The following is a 21,919-nucleotide window of genomic DNA, read 5'->3' on the forward strand; positions in this document are numbered from 1 at the left end:
TTGGCTAATTTTGGGCATAAATAATTAAAAAAATATGTCTAAAAAAACAACACAACCAATAATGGAAGCGGTGCCCTACGCTAAGCGATGGGCAGCGCTTTCTTTGCTATGTATGGCCCAGTTCATAGTGATCATGGATACATCCATTATAGGGGTAGCTTTACCCGCAATTAAAACTGATCTGGGTTATTCCCAAACTGGCCTTCAATGGATATTTAATGCCTACGTAATTGTTTTTGGTGGTTTCCTGCTTTTAGGGGGGCGACTGTCCGATCTGTTTGGCTCCCGGAAGGTTTTCATGTGGGGCTTTGCCATTTTAACCGGAGCCTCGCTTTTAGCTGGAATGGCCTGGTCAGTAGAAGCTTTAAATGCCGGGAGGGCTTTACAGGGACTGGGTGCTGCTTTCATTGCACCAGCGGCATTAACGCTGGTCTTAACGAAGTTTACAGATCCAAAAGAGCTGAATAAAGCTTTGGGCTTCTGGGGTGCTGCGGCTGCCGCTGGTGGTTCTGCTGGTGTATTCTTTGGAGGTGCCATTACACAATGGCTTTCCTGGGAATGGGTTTTCCTGATCAATATTCCTTTGGGCCTGATCGTTTTGGTTTTGAGCCCTGGTTTATTACTTAAAGGAGCAACACGAAAAGGGAAAGTAGATGTTTTTGGCGCTATACTGGCCACCGCAGCATTAATCCTGATGGTGTATGCTATTGTCTCAGCTGAAGCTGCGGGTTGGGCTTCACTTCAAACCTTAGGACTTCTTACCTTGGCTGTAGCATTGTTTATCGTCTTTCTGATCGTGCAAAAAAATAAAAAAGAACCGCTGGTGCCTTTATCCATTTTCAAGGTACCTAACCTTTCAGGTGGCTACCTGGTGATGGGCTTGCTTGCAGGTGCATGGATTCCACTATGGTTTTTCCTTAACCTTTATTTACAACAGGTACTACATTATTCAGCATTCAACAGTGGCCTTGCGTTATTGCCGATGACCTTTGCTATCATGATCCTAATGATGGGAGTTACTGGAAAGCTGGTTGCAAAATTTGGCTTTAAAACTACCTTGGTCGCCGGATTTATAGCCCTTACTGCTTCCCTGGTTCTTTTCAGTACTGTTCCTGTTGATGGATCTTTTGTTGTGAATGTATTACCTGCATCCTTGTTGGGAGCAGTAGGTATGTCGCTGGCTTATATTCCAGGAACCATTGCTTCGATGTCGGGTGCTAAACCGGAAGAGACTGGATTGGCTTCTGGTCTGGTGAATACCAGTTATCAGATTGGTTCAGCGCTGGGACTAGCGATTATAGTTGCTGTCGTAGCTGCAAAAACTGATATGTTACAAGCAGATGGTACAATGGAGCTGGCAGCACTGAACGAAGGTTTTCGAACTGCATTTAAATCTGCAGCAGTAGTAAGTGGTATAGGTGCATTATTTGCTGTTTTTTCCATCAGGACATTCAAGTAGTTGAACAATGAAGAAGTATAAAATGATCTGGCCCATCCATAAAGTGATCTGGGAGACAAAGGATGCTGTAACCATTGAATTTGATGCTGTCGGATCAGGATTCAACTACTTACCCGGGCAATTTATCAATGTTAGCCAGGTGGTAAATGGAGAAAAGATAACCCGTTCCTATTCTTTGTCTTCTTCTCCTGATCTGGATACTTATCCAGCCATCACCGTAAAACGTATAAAAGATGGCTTACTGAGTAATTACCTTGTTGACTATGCTGAGCAAATTCGTGAATTGGAAATAGAAGGACCTTATGGTTCTTTTATTCCACTCGAAAGCAGTTACCAAAGTAAACATGTTGTTTTATTATCAGGGGGGAGTGGAATTACACCGCTACTCTCCATTGCTAAATCCTTATTAAGTAAGTCGGCCGATGTTCGGCTTACCTTAATCTACGCCAACCGTAATTGGTACGATGTGATTTTTTCTGATGCGATAGACGCATTATCCTTACAATACAAGGATCGGCTGGCCATCTTGCATGCGCTATCACAGCACGATGGAAAAAAGCTCGTGTTTGCTCGTACTTTAATAGAAGGTAGATTGAGTAAATTAATGATCAAAAAGCTTTTGAAGCAGTCAATGGCTGGAAAAGAATCAGAAACTCATTTCTTTCTTTGTGGGCCTTCAGGGCTAATGAAAATTTATCATGAGGCATTGGAATCTTTAGAAGTTCCCGAATCAGGGATTTTTATGGAGCGATTTACTGCAGATGATGAATCTGCCGTGCAACTAAACCTTCCTGATATCACCCATGAAGTGTTGGTGCACTTTTATGAGCAAACCCATTTGATCGAAATACCACCGGGAACTACATTGTTGAGTGCTGCATTAAAGGAGGGAATTGGTTTCGGGCATTCCTGCAAATCAGGAAACTGTGGAGCCTGTGTAGCAATATTAACGTCAGGAAAGGTTAAAATGGTTAAAAATTATGCATTAACACATAAAGAAGTTGAACTAGGCATGATTTTGCTATGCCAGAGTTATCCTTTAACTGAGGATATCACCATTGAGTTTGACTGAAATATTATAAAAGAATGCTGCAATTGTGTAATACCGAGAGCTGTCGGTATAAGTAACTTTGAACTATAAAACTAATGATTATGGAAACACTTAATTTAAAGATCAGCGGAATGGGAAGTTCTCATTGTGTTGGCATAGTAAAAAATATAATAGTTAAACAGGATGGGGTGGCTATTGAAAATATTGAATTCGGACAAGCTACTGTCAAATATAACCCAGAGATAATTAAGCCAGAAACCATTATTCAGGAAATTGAAAAGATGGGATATAAAGTCGATCAATAAATTGTCTCGAAAATGAAACTGCTTGGCTTGGACATTAGCAACCTGAGGGACGGTTATTGTATTTCAACAGTAACACTTTCAGTATTAAACACGCCAGGAGCATATCTGATTGCTGTTCTACCTGGCATTATGGTAATATCCTATGAACCGCTGGTAACATCTGTCGAAAAAATAATCACAGCTGTAACACGTCTGGGATATCAAATTAAAAAAATTGTTCAACAAAATTCATTAACACAAATATTAACATCAATGAAAACATTAAAATTTAAAACCAATATTAAATGTGCGGGATGCCTGGCCCGAGTTTCTCCAAATTTAAATGAGACAGTAGGAGAAGACAACTGGGAAGTAGATATTAATACCCCTGAAAAAATATTGACTGTAGTCGCTGATGACGTAGATGAAAGCTCTGTCATTTTTGCTATTAATGAAGCTGGTTTTAAAGCAGACAGCATAAACTAGTCGGTATGTCTTATGCTGTTGAAAAGTATTTTGAATTTTAATTGCATAGTAGAATTTAATTTTAAATATTTTTATTTTTTAAAATAAAATTCTATTTGTCAAAAAAAATACTATCTTTGGATATAATTAATATATAATATAATGCAACAAGGAACAGTAAAATTTTTCAATGAGACAAAAGGTTTTGGGTTTATCGTACCAGCTAATGGTGATGCCGAAATTTTTGTTCATTCTTCTGGCTTAATGGACAACATTCGTGAGAATGATTCAGTAAGCTATGACATCGAGCAAGGTAAAAAAGGCTTAAATGCAATTAATGTTAAGATCGGATAATTAGATTTCAATTATAATTGATGAAACACCTGCTTCTGGCAGGTGTTTTTTTTTGTCTGGATTCTGAGTAAAAAGGCCCTCCATATAGGAGGAGGTAAGTTTGTTTCTGGCGCGTTTATTGCCATTTATTAATCATAACGTTTTAATATGCAGTCGAAGATAGTAGTGAAATTGTGCATTGTCTATATGTTGGTATGTTACTGGGGTTTTTCTTTTGGGCAAAATGCGGGTGACGCGATTATTCAGAACAAAAAGAGTTTGGATACTGCGAGACAAACAGATCTTATAGATATTGGGAAAGCAATATTTCGTATTCGCCCAGGGAAGATCAGAGAGGAAAAAGATAAGAAACTTTATTTTTCCATTCTTCCTATTGGAGGAACAGCACCCGGGGGTACCGGAAATGCATTGATAACCAGCACTTCAGCTTCGATGTATCTTGGCCCCAAAAAGACAACAAACGTTTCAACTGCAACCTTTACGCCTTACTGGAATCTCGGCAGTCGTTTTGGATTGCCTGTCAGAACCAATATCTGGCTTCCTAATAACACCTGGCTGATCCAGGGAGACACTCGATTTTTGGTTTATCCCCAGTACACCTGGGGTATTGGATCGGAAGGGGACAAGGAAGGGACTTTACTGAGCTATAAATACATCAGGTTTTATCAGAATGCACTTAAACGGATCAAGCCATATTTATATGCTGGTCTTGGCTATAACCTGGATTACCGCTTTAATATCAATACTGAAGAGTCTTCGCCTGAGCTGGAGCAGTATTCAGGTTATCAATACGGAACAGGTAAAAACTCATTTTCATCAGGTATAAGTCTCAATATGGTTTACGATACGAGGGGCAATGCGATCAACCCACTGCCAGGAATGTATGGAAACCTTGTATACAGGATAAATCCAAAATTTTTAGGGAGCAACGAAAATTGGAGCTCAGTTTACCTTGATGTTAGAAAGTATATCCCGATGAATCCTGAAAAACGTCATCAACAGAATACGCTTGCCCTCTGGTCTTATTTCTGGACGGCATTGAACCATAAAACGCCATATCTGGATTTACCGAGTACAGGATGGGACCCTTATAATAGGTCTGCAAGAGGAATAGATCAGAATAGGTACCGTGGAAGAACATTGTTTTATGCAGAAAGTGAATATCGAAGGGACATTACAGCAAATGGCTTGCTAGGGTTTGTGGTTTTTGCCAATGTCAATACAGTAAGCGGTTCAGGTTCGTTATTTACCTCCTGGAAACCTGCAGCGGGTACCGGTCTGCGTATTAAATTCAATAAATTCACCAATACCAACATAGGGATTGATTATGGCATGAGCAAAGGGTATAGCGCTGTTTTGCTGAGCCTTGGAGAAGCATTCTAGAATCTAAACATTATTTACTAGCCAAAACTTCAGAAGCCTCATTGTTAAGGTATTTTGAGGTATAGAACTGCGATGTATTATTGATGAATAATACTGTTTTTCCTTCCATAGCAGTAACCACTGTTTTAACAAGGTGCTGGGGAACTGCAGGACAACCCTGGCTGCGTCCTAATCTGCCAAGTACAGCGATTGTTTTCTGACTGACATAATCTGCACCGTGCACTACAATTGCTCTTTTTCGTGCATTTGAATTAAAATCCTCATCCATACCATCCAATCTTAAAGAAAGACCATGTTTGCCATAATACTTCTCACCTGTGACATAAAAGCCGATGCTGCTTTTTAAAGATTGTATTGCATTGGAGAAATGTGATGCTATATCACCACCGCTAAACTCACCATGTGCAACCCAGGTATTAAGAATCAATTCCTTTTTGTCCAGATCAATGATCCATAATCTTTTCTCAGTGCTGTTTTGGTCAAAATCTACAATGGATAAAACCGATTTATTTATTGTCGCTTTGCCATCGTTTCTTAAATTATAAAATCCATTTACAGCTTTTTCAAAAAGAGCGTAGGTAAGACCGGTTTCTGATAATCCAATACTATCATAGATTGGTTTAAATGATTCGTTTGTTGTTGAATCTGATGATGTGAAAGCGTATGGTGACGTTTCTTTTTCGATAGGTTTCCAGCTAATCAAGGTAAAGGCAAACACAATTGTAACTAATCCTACTCCTCCTAAAATTCTTCTCCCCATAAGTTATTTTTGGTGCTCTTGTTTATGATTTAACTTCTATTTGTTTAATGTTAATGTTTTAATCTTACACAAAGGTAATCTTAATAATTTTAAAATGTATTCATTTACAATGTATTACGTTTTTATGACTAAGTGGATCTTTTAAAAATGGATATGGTGATGATTCTGTTAGGTTAAGAGGTTTAATCATAAATTAGAAAAATGTATTTACCTGAAGCTTATAAAAATCTCAAATAAAAGAAAAAAATAATGTGTGTTGAAGAGATGATAAGGCACTATGATAAGTACCTGGAATAAATTATTATACAAACATTTTTAAAAAATAAATATAATGAAACATCAAATCAGATTACTATCAACACTTCTTCTATTATTATTTACCACGCAATTATATGCACAGCAAAGACTTTCTTTGAATTATTATTCCGATGAAGTATTAAATAAATTACAAGCTTCGGGAGCTCAAAAAGCTAATATTAAAGATATACGTTCTGAGCTTGATTTAAAATTGTCTGAAATTAAAAATAATCTTGATTTAGCTACAGAAGACAGGGCTCTTAAAAACCGAGAAGCATATAATAAAGCTTTCACAAAATATAATGCGACGCTTTCTGCGGAACAACAAGTAATTATTAAAAAGCTATTATATGATATTCAGGTTGAAAATGTGAAAAATGGTTTTGGAACATTTCATGAGAGTGCGCACTTTAAGAAGAGAATGGAGATTTTTAAGAATGATCCATTATCTAAGGGAGGTATTGTTTTTCTAGGAAATAGTATAACGGAGCAAGGAAATTGGAAGAATTTATTTCCCAATAAGAATGTTTTTAACAGAGGTATAGGTGGGGATAATACTTATGGCGTATTGGCTAGACTTGATGAGGTTATTTCCAGTAAACCTGAGAAAATATTTCTTATGATTGGCATAAACGATTTAGGAAGTCGTCAATGGGAGACTTCAGTAATTTTAGATAATTACAATAAAATAGTAGATAAGATTAAAAAGGGTACGCCTAAAACTAAATTGTATGTTCAGTCTATACTTCCATTAAATGATAATCTTTTAAAAGCAGGAACTTACAAAAACAAGGCGGACACTATTATAAAATTAAACAAGTCTTTAAAAAGTATAGGGAATAGTAAATGTGCTGGCTTTGTTGATGTTTATAATATATTTCATACAGGAGACAATGTGCTGAATGCCAAGTATACAAAAGATGGTATACACTTGCTTCCAGACGGATATCTCATATGGAAAGAGTTTCTAGAAAAGAATAAATATCTTTAGATATATTCCAGAAAATGACGTCCCCAAAAATAGTGTTAAACTCTCTTTGGGAGGCGTTTTTGTTTATCATAAATTAACAAAATGGTAACCTGAATGATGGTAAATTTGGCGTGTGAGCGAACGACTACTTACCGATCAGGATTTAATCAGTTCCATGAAAAGTGGCGACCATAAAGCCTTTGAGGAGTTGTATGGACGTTATTGGCCGGAAGTGTATACCATGATTTACCGGCGAATTGGCGACAGGGAGATAACGAAGGATATCGTGCAGGATATATTTATTAACCTTTGGCGTTATCGGGATAGGATTATTGCGGAAAGGTCATTAGCACCCTGGTTAAATGTTATTGCTAAAAAGCAAGCCATTTCATGGTATAGAAAACAGGTTGCAGGCAGACAAAGGGATCAGTTGTATCAGGAGAATGAGGCAATAGTAGTACCACCGACAACAGCACTTGAAACTAAGGAGCTTCAAGACTTGTTAGATCGAGAAATTGATCAAATGCCAGTTAATATGAAGCTGTCCTTTAGACTAAGTCGCTATGAAAACAAATCAATTAAAGAGATTGCAGCCGAGCTTTCTCTTTCCGAACAAACAGTAAGGAACAATATATCGATGGCTTTAGAACGCCTTAGACTACAAACACGTAAATTCTATGCTGAGCCAGCAAATCTTGCTGTAGTGATAGTTGTCTTGTTAATAAATACTTAACTTAATCATAGCTTTTTCTTAAAGTACATTTTGTCTTTCGCTGCGAAGAGCTTTATGTATGGCAAAGAAAAATGTATTCGCCGAAAGGCGCAAAATAAACCAACAAGCTGAAGCTTGGTTTAATCGCACAAACGATAGCATTCCTTTTGAAGCTTTTAATGATGAGGAAGAAAAAATAAGTACAGGAGAAAAAATGCTTGGCGAAATTCGTCGTAAGATTAACAAGCAGAAATTTTACAGACTTTGGTTAAACATTGCTGCGACTGCAGTAATTATTATTTCTGTAGGTACCTTCAGTTATCGGAGCTACATCAATTCTAGGGTTGAAAACACTGAGCATATCTGGCAGCATTATGTTACCCAGAAAGGTGAAATTAAACAAATTATATTACCAGATAGTTCCATTCTTCATTTAAGACCAGGTTCTAAAATAGCTATCACACATCCTTTTGTACAACAAACACGTCAGGTAAAGCTTGAAGAAGGTGAAGTATATTTTGAGGTGAAGCATGATCCAGAACACCCTTTTTTAGTAAAAACTTCACAAATTATAACAGAGGTATTAGGTACGAAATTTATCATTAACAATGACCCTTTAAGACCAGATATCCATGTGTCATTGTTGAGTGGAAAGGTATCCGTACGGAATCAAAAGGCCCATTTAGGTGTTTTATTGCCTAATCAACAGCTGTCTTTTAATAGAATTAGGGAGACCGTGAAGCTGGAAAACAACAGTGCTTATTCATCCGAAAATTGGCTGAATGGCGAGTATATATTAGAAGATGTACCATTGAAATCATTTGCAAAAACATTTGGTAATGCCTTTTCTATGGAAATCAAATTTAAACAAAAAGAGTTTGAAAACTTACACGTTTCTATTCAGTTTAATCGAGGTGATTACCCTAAAACAATTCTAGACCAACTGAAGCTCATTCACGGACTTAATTATCAAATCAAAGACAAGGAGGTAATATTGATGAGATAGTCTACTAAAGCAAAAACCGGCACCTATTGGATAGATACCGGATATTAAGGCTTTGCTAGTTGACAAAGAATTTCCGCTTCCTAGTCATCATCATTGCAAACGCCAGGTTCAACTTGTAAACACTATAAAAGTATTAAAAATTAATGTCTATAATTAAAATAGGTGTGAAAATATTACTAATCCTATATTTCATCTCCATCAATATCATGACTTCGCTGTTTGCCAGTGAGGCTCATTCACAAGTTCTGGAAACAAAAGTTGATGTCCGCTTTAAAGAAGGACAACCTTTATCCGTAGCATTACAGCAATTACGCTCTAAAACCAAAGTAAGATTTGCTTACGATCCTTTGCTTGCTAAAAACATATCAGTTAAGGCCGCAAATTATCATGAAGAAAAGCTAAAAAATATTCTTAACCAATTGTTGCAGCATAGTAATATAGCTTTTAAAGAGCAGGGTAGCGCCGTGGTGTTGTATACAAAGGAACATGAGCCAACCAAAGTTTCCTCGCAACAACCTGGTCGTGTTGGCGGTAAAATTATCGATGACCGCGGCGAGCCTCTCCCTGGTGCTAATATTAAGCTGATCCAAACAGGACAGAGTACCCAAAGTAAGGTGGATGGCAGTTATATCTTTAACCTCGCTGCGGGCTCATATACGCTGGAAGTTAGTTTTATCTCTTTTCAAACTAAACGCATTGCAGAAATAGAAGTAAAATCAGGGCAATTAACCAGCCTTGATGTGGTATTGAAACCTGTTACCAACAGCTTAAATCAAGTGGTAGTTACCGGAACTTTTAAAACAGAAAGCATCAATGCTTTGTATGCCCGACAAAAAAATGAGGCCAATATTTCAAATGGAATTAGTCGCGAACAGATTTCGGCGCTACCAGATAAGAACATTGGGGAGACCTTGAAACGCATTTCGGGAGTAAGCACGACTGATAATCGACGTGTAGTTATCAGGGGGATTGCCGAACGCTACAATCTGGCGATGATGGATGGAGCTGCGTTGCCTAGTACCGATGTGCAGGTACGGGATTTTGAGTTCGACATCATTCCAAGCAACCTGGTAGATAATGTAGTCGTGTATAAAACAGCCTCGCCCGATATGAGTTTTGGTTTTGGTGGCGGACTGGTACAAATGAACACCATGGCCATCCCTAACCAGAATTTCACTTCTTTAAACATTGGCAGTAAGTACATCAACGGAAGTACTGGAAAAGATTTCCTGGGGTATCAGCGTGGGAAGTATGATTACCTGGGCTTTGATGATGGCAGCAGGAGCCATTTTCCTAAGGACCTGGTCATTTTTACACAGTCAAATTACAATCCTACCAATCCATCCAACACTTTGCCGCCTCCAGGGGTTCCAAAGATTACTCCAGAAATGATTGCGGAACAAAACAAAAGGATAGGTGGTTTGGAGAGATTGGGTACCCGGACCTACCAAACTGCTCCCGGACAAAACTATCAGTTTAGCTTAGGTAGAACTTATGGTTTAAAGAACAGTCGTTTTGGTTTTGTAGGTTCGCTAAGCTACCGGAATGAACAGTCGATAGACAACATTTCTCATTTTGAACGTGGGGACTTTAACAAACTGTCTAACAACTTTTACGACCCGGCAACTAATAAGGAGCTCCAGGAAACAGCAGCCAGTAAGTATAATTTTACCACGAGTTTTGGCGCCTTGATCAACATGGGCTGGAATGATAAAAACCACAAGGTTACCCTACGTAATTTTTATTCCAGGGTATTTGCTAATCAGTTTTTCCGCATTTCCGGCTGGGGTGAGGATATCGGCTATGACGATAATCCAGCAGTCAACGAGTATGATCGTCCTAAATTTATTGACCTGTTACAGAATCGTGTAGCAGCTGAGCATACTTTTAGCAAGTTTAAGTTAGATTGGAGCATCGCCCGTAATAGCGTAAGCAACCATGAAAAGGATGCGGTAGATGCAAATCTGGCACCTGTTACTACGCTAAATGGTACGAGTTACATTTATCAGTTGGGTAATTTTACCAATAACCCCGGACCATTAAGTCGCTCTTCTTATAAGTATGTAGAAACTAATTGGACTGGAGATGCCGCATTAAGCTATAAGTTCAATGTCGGAAAACAAGGACAAGTAGTTAAGGCTGGTTATCAGTATTTAGAGAAGAAAGGCAACTTTGTCTGGAGCGTTTTACCTGTCGGAGTGGCTGCTAGTTTTAGCGATGGTTACAAGCGTATACAACAATGGAATATTGATTTTAAAGACCCATTGCATAATCTGTTCTATTATCCTTCAGATTTCAATAACAATAACTATACGGGAAAGAACAACAACCAGGCCTGGTATGGGATGATGGATAACCGTTTCAACAGCTGGCTTCGTTTGGTATGGGGGATGAGGGGAGAGTATTACCGGTACGACAAGATAAAGGATTCTGCTGCGGATAAGATAGCAAAATCTGAAATGCAGAATCTGGAAAAGAACCGTTATGTAGATCCGGAAACCGGTAATCTGGTCCACCAAACCCGTGATGGCAGTGCTGATGAAAAAAGATGGCTATACATGCCATCTGCGAACCTGACCCTCACACCTGTTAGCAATTTGAACATTCGTGCTTCCTATGCTAAATCGGCCATTAGGCCTGCGTTAATTGAAAACTCCAGTTTTGCACGTTACAATTATATGTATGGTCGGATACAACGTAATACTGGTGTGGTTTCCACCATCATTTCTCATTATGATTTAAGAGTAGAATGGTATCCCTCTGCCGGTGAGGTAATTTCAGCCGGCTATTTCAAAAAACATTTCAAAAATCCTGTTGAGATGTATTTGGATATCACCAATTCAAGTGGTAAGGTAGAGCTGCTTACAGCTAACTCAGATTATGCAGATGTGATCGGTTGGGAGTTCGATTTACGTAAGAATCTTGGGTTCATTAACGAGAACTGGAAATTTCTTGGAAATATATACTTCAGTGGTAACCTAACCTTGCAAAATTCAGAAGTACAGGCCAGCGCTTTCCGCTATAGTACGATGGGAGCAGGAGAGGATAAAGAAGGTAAAAAATATGCCTATAAAAACAAAACTTATCTGCGGGAGAAACGCCCCTTATATGGACAGGTGCCGATATTGTACAATGTTGCCATGCAATACGTAGGAAATCGTTTAAGTGCCAATGTAGCCTTTAACTATTCGGGATATAAGACTTTCACGGTAGGGATGCAGCCTCAATACTCAGAGATGGAAAGGCCACGTAACCAGTTGGATGCCCAGCTAAGTTATAAACTGCTAAAAAGTAAAAAAATGGAAGCCAAACTGAACATGAGCAATCTGTTAAACAGTCCTTACCGTTTCTTCATCAACTCTAAAGAAACTTATAAAATCAAGCCAGGTAGTGAAAGCATGACGATGAAGTTGTGGTCTGATGTTTACGAATGGAAAGATGGTTTTACGGATAAATATGAGGAAGGTTATTTTGAACCAACAGAAGATGGAAAAGTTAGGCGCATCGGTGATACGGATACTTTTATTCGTAAGGTGGGTAGCTCATTCAGTCTGAGCTTATCTTATAATTTTTAATAAAGATTTAAAACATTAAATGATGAAAACGAATAAACTATTCCTGGGCTTTATGAGCTTTATGCTGCTGGCACTGGCCGCCTGTGAGAAGTCAGAACAATTTTATAAAGATGAGCTGTATGGGATTAATCTTACCGGTTACAACGGCAGCGGCGATACCCTGATTACAAAACTGGGCGATATTACTTTCCCTGATGGAATATTACCCAATGCCAGATTTGAGCAAAATAATGCCTATATGTTCAAATCAGTTGAAAATAAAATCAAGCTTAAGGTGCTGGAAAAAGCTTCTGGAAAAGTCGTGTTAGAGAAAGAACTTCATAAAGAAGAGGGTGGCGCAAAGGTGAATTTTCTATATATGGATGGAAAGGTTGGTCCTATGCCAGATAAACCAGAGGTGGAAAAGGATAAAATTAGCCTGGTGTATATGTTCCAGCCAACCTTGACCAATTACACGGAACCCGTTGATTTTGTGATCGGGAAATACTTTGTGACTCCACAGGTTTTTGAAGAGCTTGCCAGATTGAAAAACGTAAAACCTTACGAATTTAGTACAGCGGTTAGTATTCCTACATTTTCTACAGCCAGACAAGAGTACAATGGGGTATTGACTTCAGTGTTCTTTAGTGTGCGTATTTGTAAAGCGGGTACCAATGTGCCTTACATTGATGGCACCAGCTATACCTGGAATGCATTAAACTCTACTGCGCCGAAACCTTCAGCATCTGCAGCATCGTCCAAACTTTACATCTTCTCTGAAAGTCCTTTGGGAAATATCATGAGATTCTCTACCCGATTAGAATTATAAAAAATGAAAAAAAACATGATGAATATAAAAAGATTAGCGCTTTTTACCGCGTTGGTAATGGCCCTTTCGGCCTGTAACAAAGACGAGCTAAGTACCAGGGCAGTAAGCGTACAGGTTAGAGGTTATAACATTGGCAATAGTGAATTAGAGATTGCCATTGATACTGTGGTTTATGATAAGTTTAAAACTGGCCCCAACACTTTGTTGAACTTTGGTAAGGTTTACACTTATTCTTCCAGCAAGGAACAGGCTTTGTTAAAGATCAAAGATGCTACGACAGGAAAAGAAGTATACCAAAGCCAGCTTGAACTCAATGCAGGAGGATTGGAACAGTTCTTCCCCTTTGTATATATCAATGGGGCTACTCTAGAGATCAAAGCTCCAGCAGCAGATCCTTCAACCAACAAAATGGCATTTTATATCTATTATCCGCAAAGTAATGATCCCATGGATATTTACATGAAGAATAAAAATGGAGATATTGTTTATATCGCCAAAAATGTTGTACCGGGTACCTGGGGCTATTCAGATTATGTAACTACAACGGGTTTTACGAGTGCCGAGGATAATTATGATTGGTTTTTTGTGAAAGCAGGCACTACAAATCAATGGGCCTTTAATGATAGCGAATGGATGAGCCAGTTTTCTACCGGTACACTTTTTATCCCTAAAAAAAGCGAAAAGGGTAGGGTTCAAACTTATTTTGTGACCCCGGCAAGTAATCAGTTGGATGTGGTTAGCTTGTTTAAAGGTATAAACTAAAAAGTTTGTATTTTTTATTCAGAGTCCTCAAACTTTATGATGGGGGCTCTGAATAGACCTTATTCCCAGTAAGATAGTACGGGTTATTTGAGAAATAGTACTATATTCATATTTCAGGTTTACCTAACTTAGGTTTTTAGTTATGTATTCTCAGTGATCATAATTTGTAACCTTGAAGGATAAAAAACAGAAGTATGAAAAAATACATTGTGATCATTTTGATATTTATAATTACTACTGAGGCTTATGCGCAGGGATATCAGAATTTGTTTAATGGCAAAGATTTAGCCGGCTGGACTATTCATGGTACAGAAAAATGGTATGTAGATGCTGGTGAATTGGTTTGTGAAAGTGGTACTGATAAAGCTTATGGTTATCTTTCAACCAATCAAACTTATAAGAATTTTATTCTTGACTTAAAATTTAAACAGGAAGCAGATGGTAACAGCGGAGTTTTTATACGTTCTGATATTGACGGTGTAAAGATCAAAGGCTGGCAAGTAGAGGTTGCGCCTCTTAACCTACATACCGGAGGAATTTATGAATCATATGGACGAGGTTGGTTAATCAAACCAGATCCAAAGGATGAAGTAATGTTAAAAGAAGGAGAGTGGAATCAATTAAAAATCCAAGCACAAAATGGAAAAATTACTACCTGGTTAAACGGGAAACAGATGGTGAATATTGATGACGAGAAAATAGGTGCTGCTAATGGTTTTATTGCTTTGCAAATTCACGATGGTGGTGGAATTAAAGTGAGATGGAAAGACATTAAAATTAAAAAGATATAGCAAATTCAAATTGTTAAATTCAATGGATGAAAATAAAAAAAGCATAAAGGTTTTAGTTGTTGGCTGTGGAAATATGGGAAGTTCTCACGCCTTAGCCTATCATGCTATGCAAGATAAGTTTGAAATCTGTGGATTGGTTTCAACAGGGAAGAGTAAAGAAGTTTTAAATGATCGACTAGGGAATTCTTATCCTTTATATGAAGATTACGAAAAAGCTTTGAATGATACAAACCCAGATGCAGTTTGTATCTCTACTTATCCCGATACTCATGAACAATATGCCATTAAAGCTTTTGATAAAGGTTGCCATGTGTTTGTTGAGAAACCCCTAGCAGATTCTGTGGAAGGTGCTGAACGGGTGGTTGAAGCAGCTAAAAAGGCAAATAAAAAATTAGTCGTTGGGTATATATTACGTCACCATCCCTCTTGGGAGAAATTTATTGAATTAAGTCAGGATTTAGGGAAACCTCTGGTGATGAGGATGAACCTGAATCAACAAAGCGACGGTAAAATGTGGACTTTACATCGAAATTTAATGAAAAGTTTAAGCCCAATTGTAGATTGTGGTGTGCATTATATAGATGTGATGTGTCAAATGGCCCGATCTAAACCTATACAGGTTTATGCAATTGGTGCACGATTAACTGAAGATATTCCTGAAGAAAATTATAATTATGGTCAGCTACAAATTCGTTTTGAGGATGGATCTGTAGGTTGGTATGAAGCTGGATGGGGGCCAATGATGAGTGAAACAGCTTTTTTTGTAAAGGATGTGATCGGACCAAAAGGTGCCGTGTCTATCGTAGCTAAAGATGCTGGTGGTGAAGGAAAATCAGATTCTATTGAGGCGCATACTAAAACAGAATCTTTACGGGTACATTATGCTGATTTAAATTCCGGGGAAAAATTTGCAAAGGAAGATACCTGGATTGATTTAAAAGATGAGCCAGATCATCAAGAACTTTGTAATAGGCAACAACAGTACTTTTATAAATCTATTTTGGAAAATATAGATTTAGATAATCACATGCAGGATGCGGTGGATAGTTTAAAGATTGCTTTTGCTTGTGATAAATCCGTTAAAACTGGCGAAATAGTCAGATTGTAGAACATTATTTTTAATAATCTGGAATTGGTTTGATCGCGTAATATTCATCAATCTCCTTTTTTGAAGGCTCTACTAATGGTCTAACTATCCTAAGACCAACATAAGGCTCTGTTAACCACCAGTTACTTTTTGGAGTTTGAGGATCCAGGCGTTTCCAGTCTGGAGAAGAAGCATTTCTACTTGCTGACCTTAACTTAGATGCATCTTCTTTGAAAGATCCACCACGTACAGAATGGGGGTATAGCTTTTTGGGAATCACTATTGGATTGTCAGCAAGTTTTCCTTTATTTTTTTGGTAAGTATCTGGAGAATATTGGTCAAATGTCCATTCTGATACATTTCCATACATATCATATAAGCCCCAGCTATTTGGTTTTTTTGTACCAATTGGATGTGTTTTGTTATTACTATTGACAGCATACCAGGCATAATCTTTAAGCATATCTTCATCATTTCCGAAATGATAAATTTCCTTTGCACCTGATCTACTTGCGTATTCCCACTCAGCCTCCGTAGGTAAACGGTAAAAATTACCAGTTCTGGAATATAACCATTTGCAGAACTGAATAGCATTATATTGAGTCATACCTACTGCTGGATGGTTTTGTTTTCCCATTCCGAAAGTCATGTCGAGATAAGGTGAGGTAGGACGTGTAACTCCATCTAGCTTATTATTTTGTCCATTATTCCGAGTTGGATCTAGAGAATCAAATACAAATAACTCGTAAATGTCCCATGGAATTTCGTACTTCCCCATCCAGAAAGCATTTAGTTTTACCGGGATTTGTGGTCCCTCATCATTTTTCCTGTTTTTTTCCTCTGCAGGACTTCCCATGGTAAAAGTTCCAGAGGGAATTGCTATCATTTCTATTTTAACGTCTACTTGAGGAATTGCCTGACTGTAATTTTTGAAATCTGGATTTTGACCATAACTGAAAAAGGAACTTAACAGTAGAAAACTTGAAGAAATTGTTATTCTCATTTTGAAGGATCTTATAATAATTTAGTAATTCCCGGCACTGCGATAGGAGCGTTCTTCCATTCTAAGTCCCAGTTATAGTCTGCTATATTTGGACCAATAGAGTGTTCTGAATTAAAAGCTTGCTCCCAGCTAACTTCTTGACCTGTATATGCAGCTAACGTGCCTAAAATACCTATCATAGTACTGTTTGCCATTCTCTCTCCATCATTAAATGGCTTTCCTGACCGGATAGAAGCAAAAAGAATATCATGTTCAGTTTGAAACATATTATTTTTTTCGCCAGTGTATTCCCAAGGGTTTTGCCCGGTTATGATATGCGATCTCCCCATGGTCATACTCGCATCTCCTTTTGTTCCAGCTACCTCTACTGTGTTTCGACTAGTTGTACCAGATTGCTGACGACAAAAATGAAAGCCTTTTGCGCCATTGGCATATTGGTATTCAATAGCAAAGTGATCATAGATATTTCCGAATTCTTCGCCCACCCGCACCTGTCTGCCGCCTGTTCCTATAGCCTTAATTGGCAGCTGATCATTCATTGCCCAACTCATCATATCTATACTGTGGACAGCTTGTTCAGTTAGCATATCTCCTGATAACCAATTTTGATAATACCAATTACGTAGTTGATGAGCAATTCCTTTTTCGCCACCTCTACTATATTGAGCTGATAATTCACCTCCATTTCTGAATGTTGTCACTGTTTTTATATCCCCAATTTCACCATTAATAATTTTGGAGAACGTAGCCATATTAGCAAAATCATGTCGGAAACAAAATCCAGATACTAAAGAGAGGTTTTTATCTTTTGCAAGCTTTGCTGCAGCTAATACCTTTCTTACTCCAGGAGCATCTACTGCTACAGGTTTTTCACAAAAAATATGCTTTCCGGCATTTACAGCATAAGTTAGGTGATCAGGTCGAAATGCTGGTGGAGTAGCTAATAGTACAACATCCACTCCTGAGTCAATTACTTTTTGATAGGCATCGAAACCAATAAATTTATGCTTAATCTTTGTCTGATCTGGAGCAACTTGTATCAAAGCCTTATAGGTTCCTTCTAATCGATCTTCAAATGCATCACCCAGCGCGGTGATAATTACATCTGGATCTGCTTTTAGAGCTTGTAATGCTGCACCAGTTCCTCTTCCTCCACAACCAATGAGGCCTATTTTTAATGTCTTTTTTCTATTTGCAAATGCTTCAGAAGGGAAACCTAGATTGTAAACAAGTGCACCGCCTAGCATTGCAGTTCCGGTGGTCTTTAAAAATGAACGTCGGTTGGTCAAGTCGGGTTTTAAAGTCTTTTTCATTGGAATATAGTTTGTTTTATGTTGTGTGCTATTTATCTTTTAGATAAGTTTTAACTCCAGGATTTTCTTAAAAACCTTAGCCAGTTTTTGTAATGTATATTTTCAATATCCTGAGAGGTATATCCACGTTTTGCTAGCATTCCCTTTAGCTTTTGTAAATCTGAAATAGTTTCTAAATCATAGGGAGATTGCTCTTTTCCATAACCTCCATCCAGATCACTACCAATTGCAATATGATTACTATTGCCAGCGAGTTGACATATATGGTCATAATGATCAACAATTTTCTCTAGATTTACGCCTCTTTCAAAAGGGTCATGAATTCCCCTTTTCCAGTCATTTGTAAGCATCCAGGTATCAAAAACCCCACCTATTACACTGCCTCTTTCCAACAGGATTTTAATCTGATCATCTTTTAATTGTCTTTGATTATCTACTAATGCACGACAATTATGATGACTTGCCCAGATAGGTCCTTTATACATTTTTGTAGCTTCCAAAAAGCCCTCATCTGTTAAATGTGTTACATCCAGAATCATGTTTAACTCATCCATTTTTTGAAGAAGTGCTTTACCTTGGCTAGTAAGGCTGCCAGTTATTCCCGTCCCAGGGGCATATCTGCCAGGGCCATAGTGGGCCGGACCACAAGCGCGCAAGCCGTAATCATATGCTTTTTCCAAATAGGAGAGGTTTACTAGAGAATCTGCTCCTTCTAAACTTAGGATATAGCCGATGGCTTTGTCAGATGAAGGAATAGAATCATCAAGCCAATAGTTAATATGATTATCTAAGGCAGCGCTATTATTAATCTGAATCATTTCGCCTTGTTCTTCCATCGCCCGGTACCAGGCTAACTGAGCCTGAGTTATCCCCCATGCAATTTCAGGAGAGTTCCAACCAGATAAGGCACTTCCAGGCTCAACATATCTTGCAATCTGAGTCGCAACTACCAAACCAATATTTCCTTTTCTCAGTTCAGGGATAGCTACAGTTCCTTTTCCTCTATCCAGTTTATCAGTCTTACCTTCTTCCATTTTCCGGATTTCTAAAACAGATTTCCGTAAATCTCTATTCCATTCAATGGCATTCATCGCTAAGTCGAGGTGTGCATCTATAATGAAAACGGGCGATTCCTCTACTTTAGTCATGCTTTTTCCTCCATTTTCCTTTTTACAACATCGGCTGGATATTTCAAAGCTAAACGACGTATGTCGTAGCTGAATTCTTCAAAAGTTTCCTTCCAAAGCTTAGCTTCTTCTGGTGTATAGTCATAAAAACCATGGGCATTTGATATTCCTTTAGCTCCGTTTTTTACTAAATCGTCAATCAGTTTCGGAACTTCAGTCTGGTTATTAAGTGTCGGAAAAAGATCTTTCATTACATTATGATAGGCTGGTACTCCAGTTAAATCCATCCACCTGAATATGCCGGCTATAGTCATCCAATATCCTGCATTATTTCGACAAGCTCTGTCAACATCCTCTACACTCGCGTAGCCATTTTCCACCAAGTGAAAAGCTTCCCTATATAAGGCATACATTAATCTGTTTGTTATAAAACCGCGAATATCTTTTCTAACTAAAGTTGGCTCTTTTCCCCAGAAATGTGATAGCTCATAAAGCCATTCAGCTTGAGACAAATCACTTTCATCACCACAAATTATTTCCAGAAAACGCGTCGTATGGGACGGTTCTGACCAATGTAAGCCTAAAAAACGAGAGGGAATTCTAACTTGTTTTTGCAATATACTTATAGGTATTGCCGAAGTATTACTGGTTATAATAGTTTCTTTAGAAATTTCATTCTCAATTTTATGATATACTTTTTTCTTTATCTCAATGTCTTCAATCGTACACTCAATTACTAACTTACAGTCTTTTAAAAAAGAGTAATCTTCAGTTATGATCAGATTGTTCAATACAACTGAGGGAGTCTGATTAGTTAACCCTTCCTGTAAAGACATTTTTAAATGTTCAGTGACTCTTGGCTCAGCCGTATCAATATCAGAAGGTATAGGAGCTATAGCAATTACTTTATGACCAGCCATTAATAAGCATGCAGTAATACTACAACCCATTAATCCTAATCCAATAACGGCTACATTTATCTCCCCGGGTTTTATAAGAGGGTTCTTCATAACTATTTGTTAGGGATTTTTGCAATAGCATCAATTTCAATCTTAATTCCATGTCCCAGACCAGATTGTACAGTAGTACGAGCAGGTCTGATGCCTTTGAAATATTCTGAATAGACGACATTATATTTATCGAAATCTTTCATGTCACTTAAATGAACTGTACATTTTACAATGTCATCTAGAGTACAACCTGCAGCTTCACATATTCTTTGAATGTTATGCATGGTAAGCTTCGTTTCGCTTTCTATAGTTCCTAATATAAATTTGCTACTCTTAAAATCAATGGCAGCCTGTCCGCTTACATATAACCAACCATCAACTGCAACACCGGCTGAATAGGCTCCTGTAGTAAAACCATCATCCACTTTATCCGGATGTCGTATTTCTTTTTTATTCATAATAACCCTTTCTAAATTTAAGTTTGATTGTATTCTGGTTTAACAGGTTGATTTAATAGTTTCTTTCTCTTGCAGTTACCTCCCAAAAATTTTCAACTCTATTTTTATTGACTACAGCCATTTTATTATAAAGTGCAACTGTAGGACAGATATGGTGGGGAACTGCATATAGTACGTCCCCAATTTTGTAAGTATGATCAGGACTAATATTTATTGTCATATGCTCTTCACTGTGGGATTTTATGGTCGCATCAGGTGCATTTAAGAAAATGGCTCTTTCTCCTAATGGCATTTCCGAAGCAATTGCTTTGTGTCCTAAATCAATACAAGCAGTAGTTTCGTCAAGCAAAGAAATAATTCGGGTAGCAATCACAGCTCCACAATCAAAATCTTGTTCATGAAGGATATTCTTATAACCTTTATCCCAAAAAATAAAAGTACCCGGACTACATTCAACATTGTCTCTTTTCACATGGATCGGAAAAGTAGGGGAACCGCCAACGACTATTTTTAGATCTTTTTTATTGATCTGATAAAGGAGGTTCTTAGTTTTTTCAAGTGAATCAAATGCTGAATCACATTTTATTTTTCGCTCTTTAAAATCTTTATCGTTGATATGTCCGTCGTAAGCATGAAGACCTATTATTCTAATACCTTTTAGATTTAGGCATTCCTTATATAGTTCAGCAGCATTAGTACCTGGAAGTACGCCAGTGCGGTTCATTCCAATATTGATATCCAGATATACATTTAATATGATGGAATTGTCAATTGCAGTTTTTGAAAGATCTTTTGCGGCTTCCAGATTATCTATCAGACAAGAAAATTCAGTAGAGTTGTACTTTTTAATTAAGGAAACAAGTCTGTTTACTTTAGGACCTACTGGCTGATATGCTAATAAGACATCGGGTACTAACAATGCTCCTAACATCTCTGCTTCGGAAATAGTGGCGCATTTAAACTTTTGAATGCCTTCGTTCAAAAACAATTTGGTTATGTCAGAGGATTTATGAGTTTTAACATGGGGGCGTAATACACTTACATTGGGAAGGTCATTTTTTATGGTTTTGATATTCTCGTTTATTCTCTCATTATATATTAATAAGGCAGGACTGTCTATTTCATCAATATTTTCTACCAGATACCAGGCGATGTGTTCCATTTTTTTTATTTAAAAAATCATTAGCTCTTTGAATTTTAAATCTATCAATACCTTCATGATATAAACATTACTTTTATTCCTATTGTCAGTACTATCTTTCAGAAATTAGATTTTAGGAAACATCATATATATTAAGAATATG

21 protein-coding genes are annotated in these 21,919 nt (G+C 37.7%); 14 read left to right on the forward strand and 7 right to left on the reverse strand.

What is annotated here, in order from left to right; translation table 11 throughout:
• The first annotated feature begins 34 nt into the window (after positions 1 to 34).
• From WC623_RS17335 to WC623_RS17360, 6 genes are all read left to right on the forward strand, one after another.
• Positions 35 to 1,459, forward strand: a complete 1,425-nt coding sequence (locus WC623_RS17335) for an MFS transporter (protein ID WP_372853373.1) — start codon at positions 35 to 37, stop codon at positions 1,457 to 1,459.
• A gap of 7 nt (positions 1,460 to 1,466) precedes the next feature.
• On the forward strand, positions 1,467 to 2,531 hold the full coding sequence (locus tag WC623_RS17340) for a 2Fe-2S iron-sulfur cluster-binding protein (RefSeq protein WP_372853375.1): 1,065 nt from the start codon (positions 1,467 to 1,469) through the stop codon (positions 2,529 to 2,531).
• 80 nt (positions 2,532 to 2,611) lie between these two features.
• The gene (locus tag WC623_RS17345; protein WP_372853377.1) at positions 2,612 to 2,815 is read left to right on the forward strand and encodes a heavy-metal-associated domain-containing protein; all 204 of its coding nucleotides are present in this window, start codon (positions 2,612 to 2,614) and stop codon (positions 2,813 to 2,815) included.
• A 12-nt stretch (positions 2,816 to 2,827) separates the two neighbouring features.
• Complete coding sequence (locus WC623_RS17350) at positions 2,828 to 3,280, forward strand: heavy-metal-associated domain-containing protein (RefSeq protein WP_372853379.1); 453 nt, start codon at positions 2,828 to 2,830, stop codon at positions 3,278 to 3,280.
• 141 nt (positions 3,281 to 3,421) lie between these two features.
• Positions 3,422 to 3,613 (forward strand): cold-shock protein, encoded by a 192-nt coding sequence (locus WC623_RS17355; protein WP_372853381.1) that lies wholly within the window; start codon positions 3,422 to 3,424, stop codon positions 3,611 to 3,613.
• Between the two features lie 147 nt (positions 3,614 to 3,760).
• On the forward strand, positions 3,761 to 4,996 hold the full coding sequence (locus WC623_RS17360) for a BamA/TamA family outer membrane protein (protein WP_372853383.1): 1,236 nt from the start codon (positions 3,761 to 3,763) through the stop codon (positions 4,994 to 4,996).
• 10 nt (positions 4,997 to 5,006) lie between these two features.
• On the opposite strand, the gene WC623_RS17365 is transcribed toward WC623_RS17360, so the two are convergent.
• Complete coding sequence (locus WC623_RS17365) at positions 5,007 to 5,756, reverse strand: murein L,D-transpeptidase catalytic domain family protein (protein WP_372853385.1); 750 nt, start codon at positions 5,754 to 5,756, stop codon at positions 5,007 to 5,009.
• A 331-nt stretch (positions 5,757 to 6,087) separates the two neighbouring features.
• Between WC623_RS17365 and WC623_RS17370 the strand changes: the two genes are divergently transcribed.
• The 8 genes from WC623_RS17370 to WC623_RS17405 all read left to right on the forward strand — a co-directional run bounded on the left by WC623_RS17370 (position 6,088) and on the right by WC623_RS17405 (position 15,785).
• Positions 6,088 to 7,044 (forward strand): GDSL-type esterase/lipase family protein, encoded by a 957-nt coding sequence (locus WC623_RS17370; protein ID WP_372853387.1) that lies wholly within the window; start codon positions 6,088 to 6,090, stop codon positions 7,042 to 7,044.
• Between the two features lie 112 nt (positions 7,045 to 7,156).
• Positions 7,157 to 7,756 (forward strand): RNA polymerase sigma factor, encoded by a 600-nt coding sequence (locus WC623_RS17375; protein WP_372853388.1) that lies wholly within the window; start codon positions 7,157 to 7,159, stop codon positions 7,754 to 7,756.
• 58 nt (positions 7,757 to 7,814) lie between these two features.
• Entirely contained in the window at positions 7,815 to 8,741 is a 927-nt protein-coding gene (locus tag WC623_RS17380) for a FecR family protein (RefSeq protein WP_372853390.1), read from the forward strand.
• Between the two features lie 143 nt (positions 8,742 to 8,884).
• Positions 8,885 to 12,316, forward strand: a complete 3,432-nt coding sequence (locus WC623_RS17385) for a TonB-dependent receptor domain-containing protein (protein ID WP_372853392.1) — start codon at positions 8,885 to 8,887, stop codon at positions 12,314 to 12,316.
• Between the two features lie 19 nt (positions 12,317 to 12,335).
• Positions 12,336 to 13,124, forward strand: a complete 789-nt coding sequence (locus WC623_RS17390; protein WP_372853394.1) for a hypothetical protein — start codon at positions 12,336 to 12,338, stop codon at positions 13,122 to 13,124.
• A gap of 15 nt (positions 13,125 to 13,139) precedes the next feature.
• A complete protein-coding gene (locus WC623_RS17395; RefSeq protein ID WP_372853396.1) occupies positions 13,140 to 13,886 on the forward strand; it encodes a hypothetical protein in 747 nt (248 codons plus the stop codon).
• Positions 13,887 to 14,080: 194 nt separating this feature from the next.
• On the forward strand, positions 14,081 to 14,677 hold the full coding sequence (locus tag WC623_RS17400; RefSeq protein ID WP_372853398.1) for a DUF1080 domain-containing protein: 597 nt from the start codon (positions 14,081 to 14,083) through the stop codon (positions 14,675 to 14,677).
• Positions 14,678 to 14,699: 22 nt separating this feature from the next.
• Positions 14,700 to 15,785 (forward strand): Gfo/Idh/MocA family protein, encoded by a 1,086-nt coding sequence (locus WC623_RS17405; protein WP_372853400.1) that lies wholly within the window; start codon positions 14,700 to 14,702, stop codon positions 15,783 to 15,785.
• Positions 15,786 to 15,795: 10 nt separating this feature from the next.
• Here the strand turns inward: WC623_RS17405 and WC623_RS17410 are convergent, their stop codons facing one another.
• The 6 genes from WC623_RS17410 to WC623_RS17435 are packed head-to-tail and all read right to left on the reverse strand — an operon-like array spanning position 15,796 to position 21,777.
• On the reverse strand, positions 15,796 to 16,767 hold the full coding sequence (locus WC623_RS17410) for a formylglycine-generating enzyme family protein (RefSeq protein ID WP_372853402.1): 972 nt from the start codon (positions 16,765 to 16,767) through the stop codon (positions 15,796 to 15,798).
• Between the two features lie 11 nt (positions 16,768 to 16,778).
• Positions 16,779 to 18,080, reverse strand: coding sequence for a Gfo/Idh/MocA family protein (locus WC623_RS17415; RefSeq protein WP_372853404.1), 1,302 nt, complete (start codon positions 18,078 to 18,080; stop codon positions 16,779 to 16,781).
• 50 nt (positions 18,081 to 18,130) lie between these two features.
• Complete coding sequence (locus WC623_RS17420) at positions 18,131 to 19,228, reverse strand: dipeptidase (protein WP_372853406.1); 1,098 nt, start codon at positions 19,226 to 19,228, stop codon at positions 18,131 to 18,133.
• On the reverse strand, positions 19,225 to 20,217 hold the full coding sequence (locus WC623_RS17425; protein ID WP_372853408.1) for a 3-hydroxyacyl-CoA dehydrogenase family protein: 993 nt from the start codon (positions 20,215 to 20,217) through the stop codon (positions 19,225 to 19,227). The genes WC623_RS17420 and WC623_RS17425 overlap by 4 nt, the downstream gene beginning before the upstream one ends.
• Before the next feature lie 2 nt (positions 20,218 to 20,219).
• Positions 20,220 to 20,615, reverse strand: coding sequence for a RidA family protein (locus WC623_RS17430; protein ID WP_372853410.1), 396 nt, complete (start codon positions 20,613 to 20,615; stop codon positions 20,220 to 20,222).
• 52 nt (positions 20,616 to 20,667) lie between these two features.
• Complete coding sequence (locus WC623_RS17435; RefSeq protein ID WP_372853412.1) at positions 20,668 to 21,777, reverse strand: D-TA family PLP-dependent enzyme; 1,110 nt, start codon at positions 21,775 to 21,777, stop codon at positions 20,668 to 20,670.
• Between the last annotated feature and the right edge of the window lie 142 nt (positions 21,778 to 21,919).

Origin of the sequence: Pedobacter sp., from assembly GCF_041645105.1 — a bacterium.
Lineage (GTDB): Bacteria > Bacteroidota > Bacteroidia > Sphingobacteriales > Sphingobacteriaceae > Pedobacter.

Coding starts and splice junctions, on each gene's coding strand:
- WC623_RS17335 (WP_372853373.1), top strand. CDS start 35: ATGTCTAAAAAAACAACACAACCAATAATGGAAGCGGTGCCCTACGCT.
- WC623_RS17340 (WP_372853375.1), top strand. CDS start 1,467: ATGAAGAAGTATAAAATGATCTGGCCCATCCATAAAGTGATCTGGGAG.
- WC623_RS17345 (WP_372853377.1), top strand. CDS start 2,612: ATGGAAACACTTAATTTAAAGATCAGCGGAATGGGAAGTTCTCATTGT.
- WC623_RS17350 (WP_372853379.1), top strand. CDS start 2,828: ATGAAACTGCTTGGCTTGGACATTAGCAACCTGAGGGACGGTTATTGT.
- WC623_RS17355 (WP_372853381.1), top strand. CDS start 3,422: ATGCAACAAGGAACAGTAAAATTTTTCAATGAGACAAAAGGTTTTGGG.
- WC623_RS17360 (WP_372853383.1), top strand. CDS start 3,761: ATGCAGTCGAAGATAGTAGTGAAATTGTGCATTGTCTATATGTTGGTA.
- WC623_RS17365 (WP_372853385.1), bottom strand. CDS start 5,756: ATGGGGAGAAGAATTTTAGGAGGAGTAGGATTAGTTACAATTGTGTTT.
- WC623_RS17370 (WP_372853387.1), top strand. CDS start 6,088: ATGAAACATCAAATCAGATTACTATCAACACTTCTTCTATTATTATTT.
- WC623_RS17380 (WP_372853390.1), top strand. CDS start 7,815: ATGGCAAAGAAAAATGTATTCGCCGAAAGGCGCAAAATAAACCAACAA.
- WC623_RS17385 (WP_372853392.1), top strand. CDS start 8,885: ATGTCTATAATTAAAATAGGTGTGAAAATATTACTAATCCTATATTTC.
- WC623_RS17390 (WP_372853394.1), top strand. CDS start 12,336: ATGATGAAAACGAATAAACTATTCCTGGGCTTTATGAGCTTTATGCTG.
- WC623_RS17395 (WP_372853396.1), top strand. CDS start 13,140: ATGATGAATATAAAAAGATTAGCGCTTTTTACCGCGTTGGTAATGGCC.
- WC623_RS17400 (WP_372853398.1), top strand. CDS start 14,081: ATGAAAAAATACATTGTGATCATTTTGATATTTATAATTACTACTGAG.
- WC623_RS17405 (WP_372853400.1), top strand. CDS start 14,700: ATGGATGAAAATAAAAAAAGCATAAAGGTTTTAGTTGTTGGCTGTGGA.
- WC623_RS17410 (WP_372853402.1), bottom strand. CDS start 16,767: ATGAGAATAACAATTTCTTCAAGTTTTCTACTGTTAAGTTCCTTTTTC.
- WC623_RS17415 (WP_372853404.1), bottom strand. CDS start 18,080: ATGAAAAAGACTTTAAAACCCGACTTGACCAACCGACGTTCATTTTTA.
- WC623_RS17420 (WP_372853406.1), bottom strand. CDS start 19,228: ATGACTAAAGTAGAGGAATCGCCCGTTTTCATTATAGATGCACACCTC.
- WC623_RS17425 (WP_372853408.1), bottom strand. CDS start 20,217: ATGAAGAACCCTCTTATAAAACCCGGGGAGATAAATGTAGCCGTTATT.
- WC623_RS17430 (WP_372853410.1), bottom strand. CDS start 20,615: ATGAATAAAAAAGAAATACGACATCCGGATAAAGTGGATGATGGTTTT.
- WC623_RS17435 (WP_372853412.1), bottom strand. CDS start 21,777: ATGGAACACATCGCCTGGTATCTGGTAGAAAATATTGATGAAATAGAC.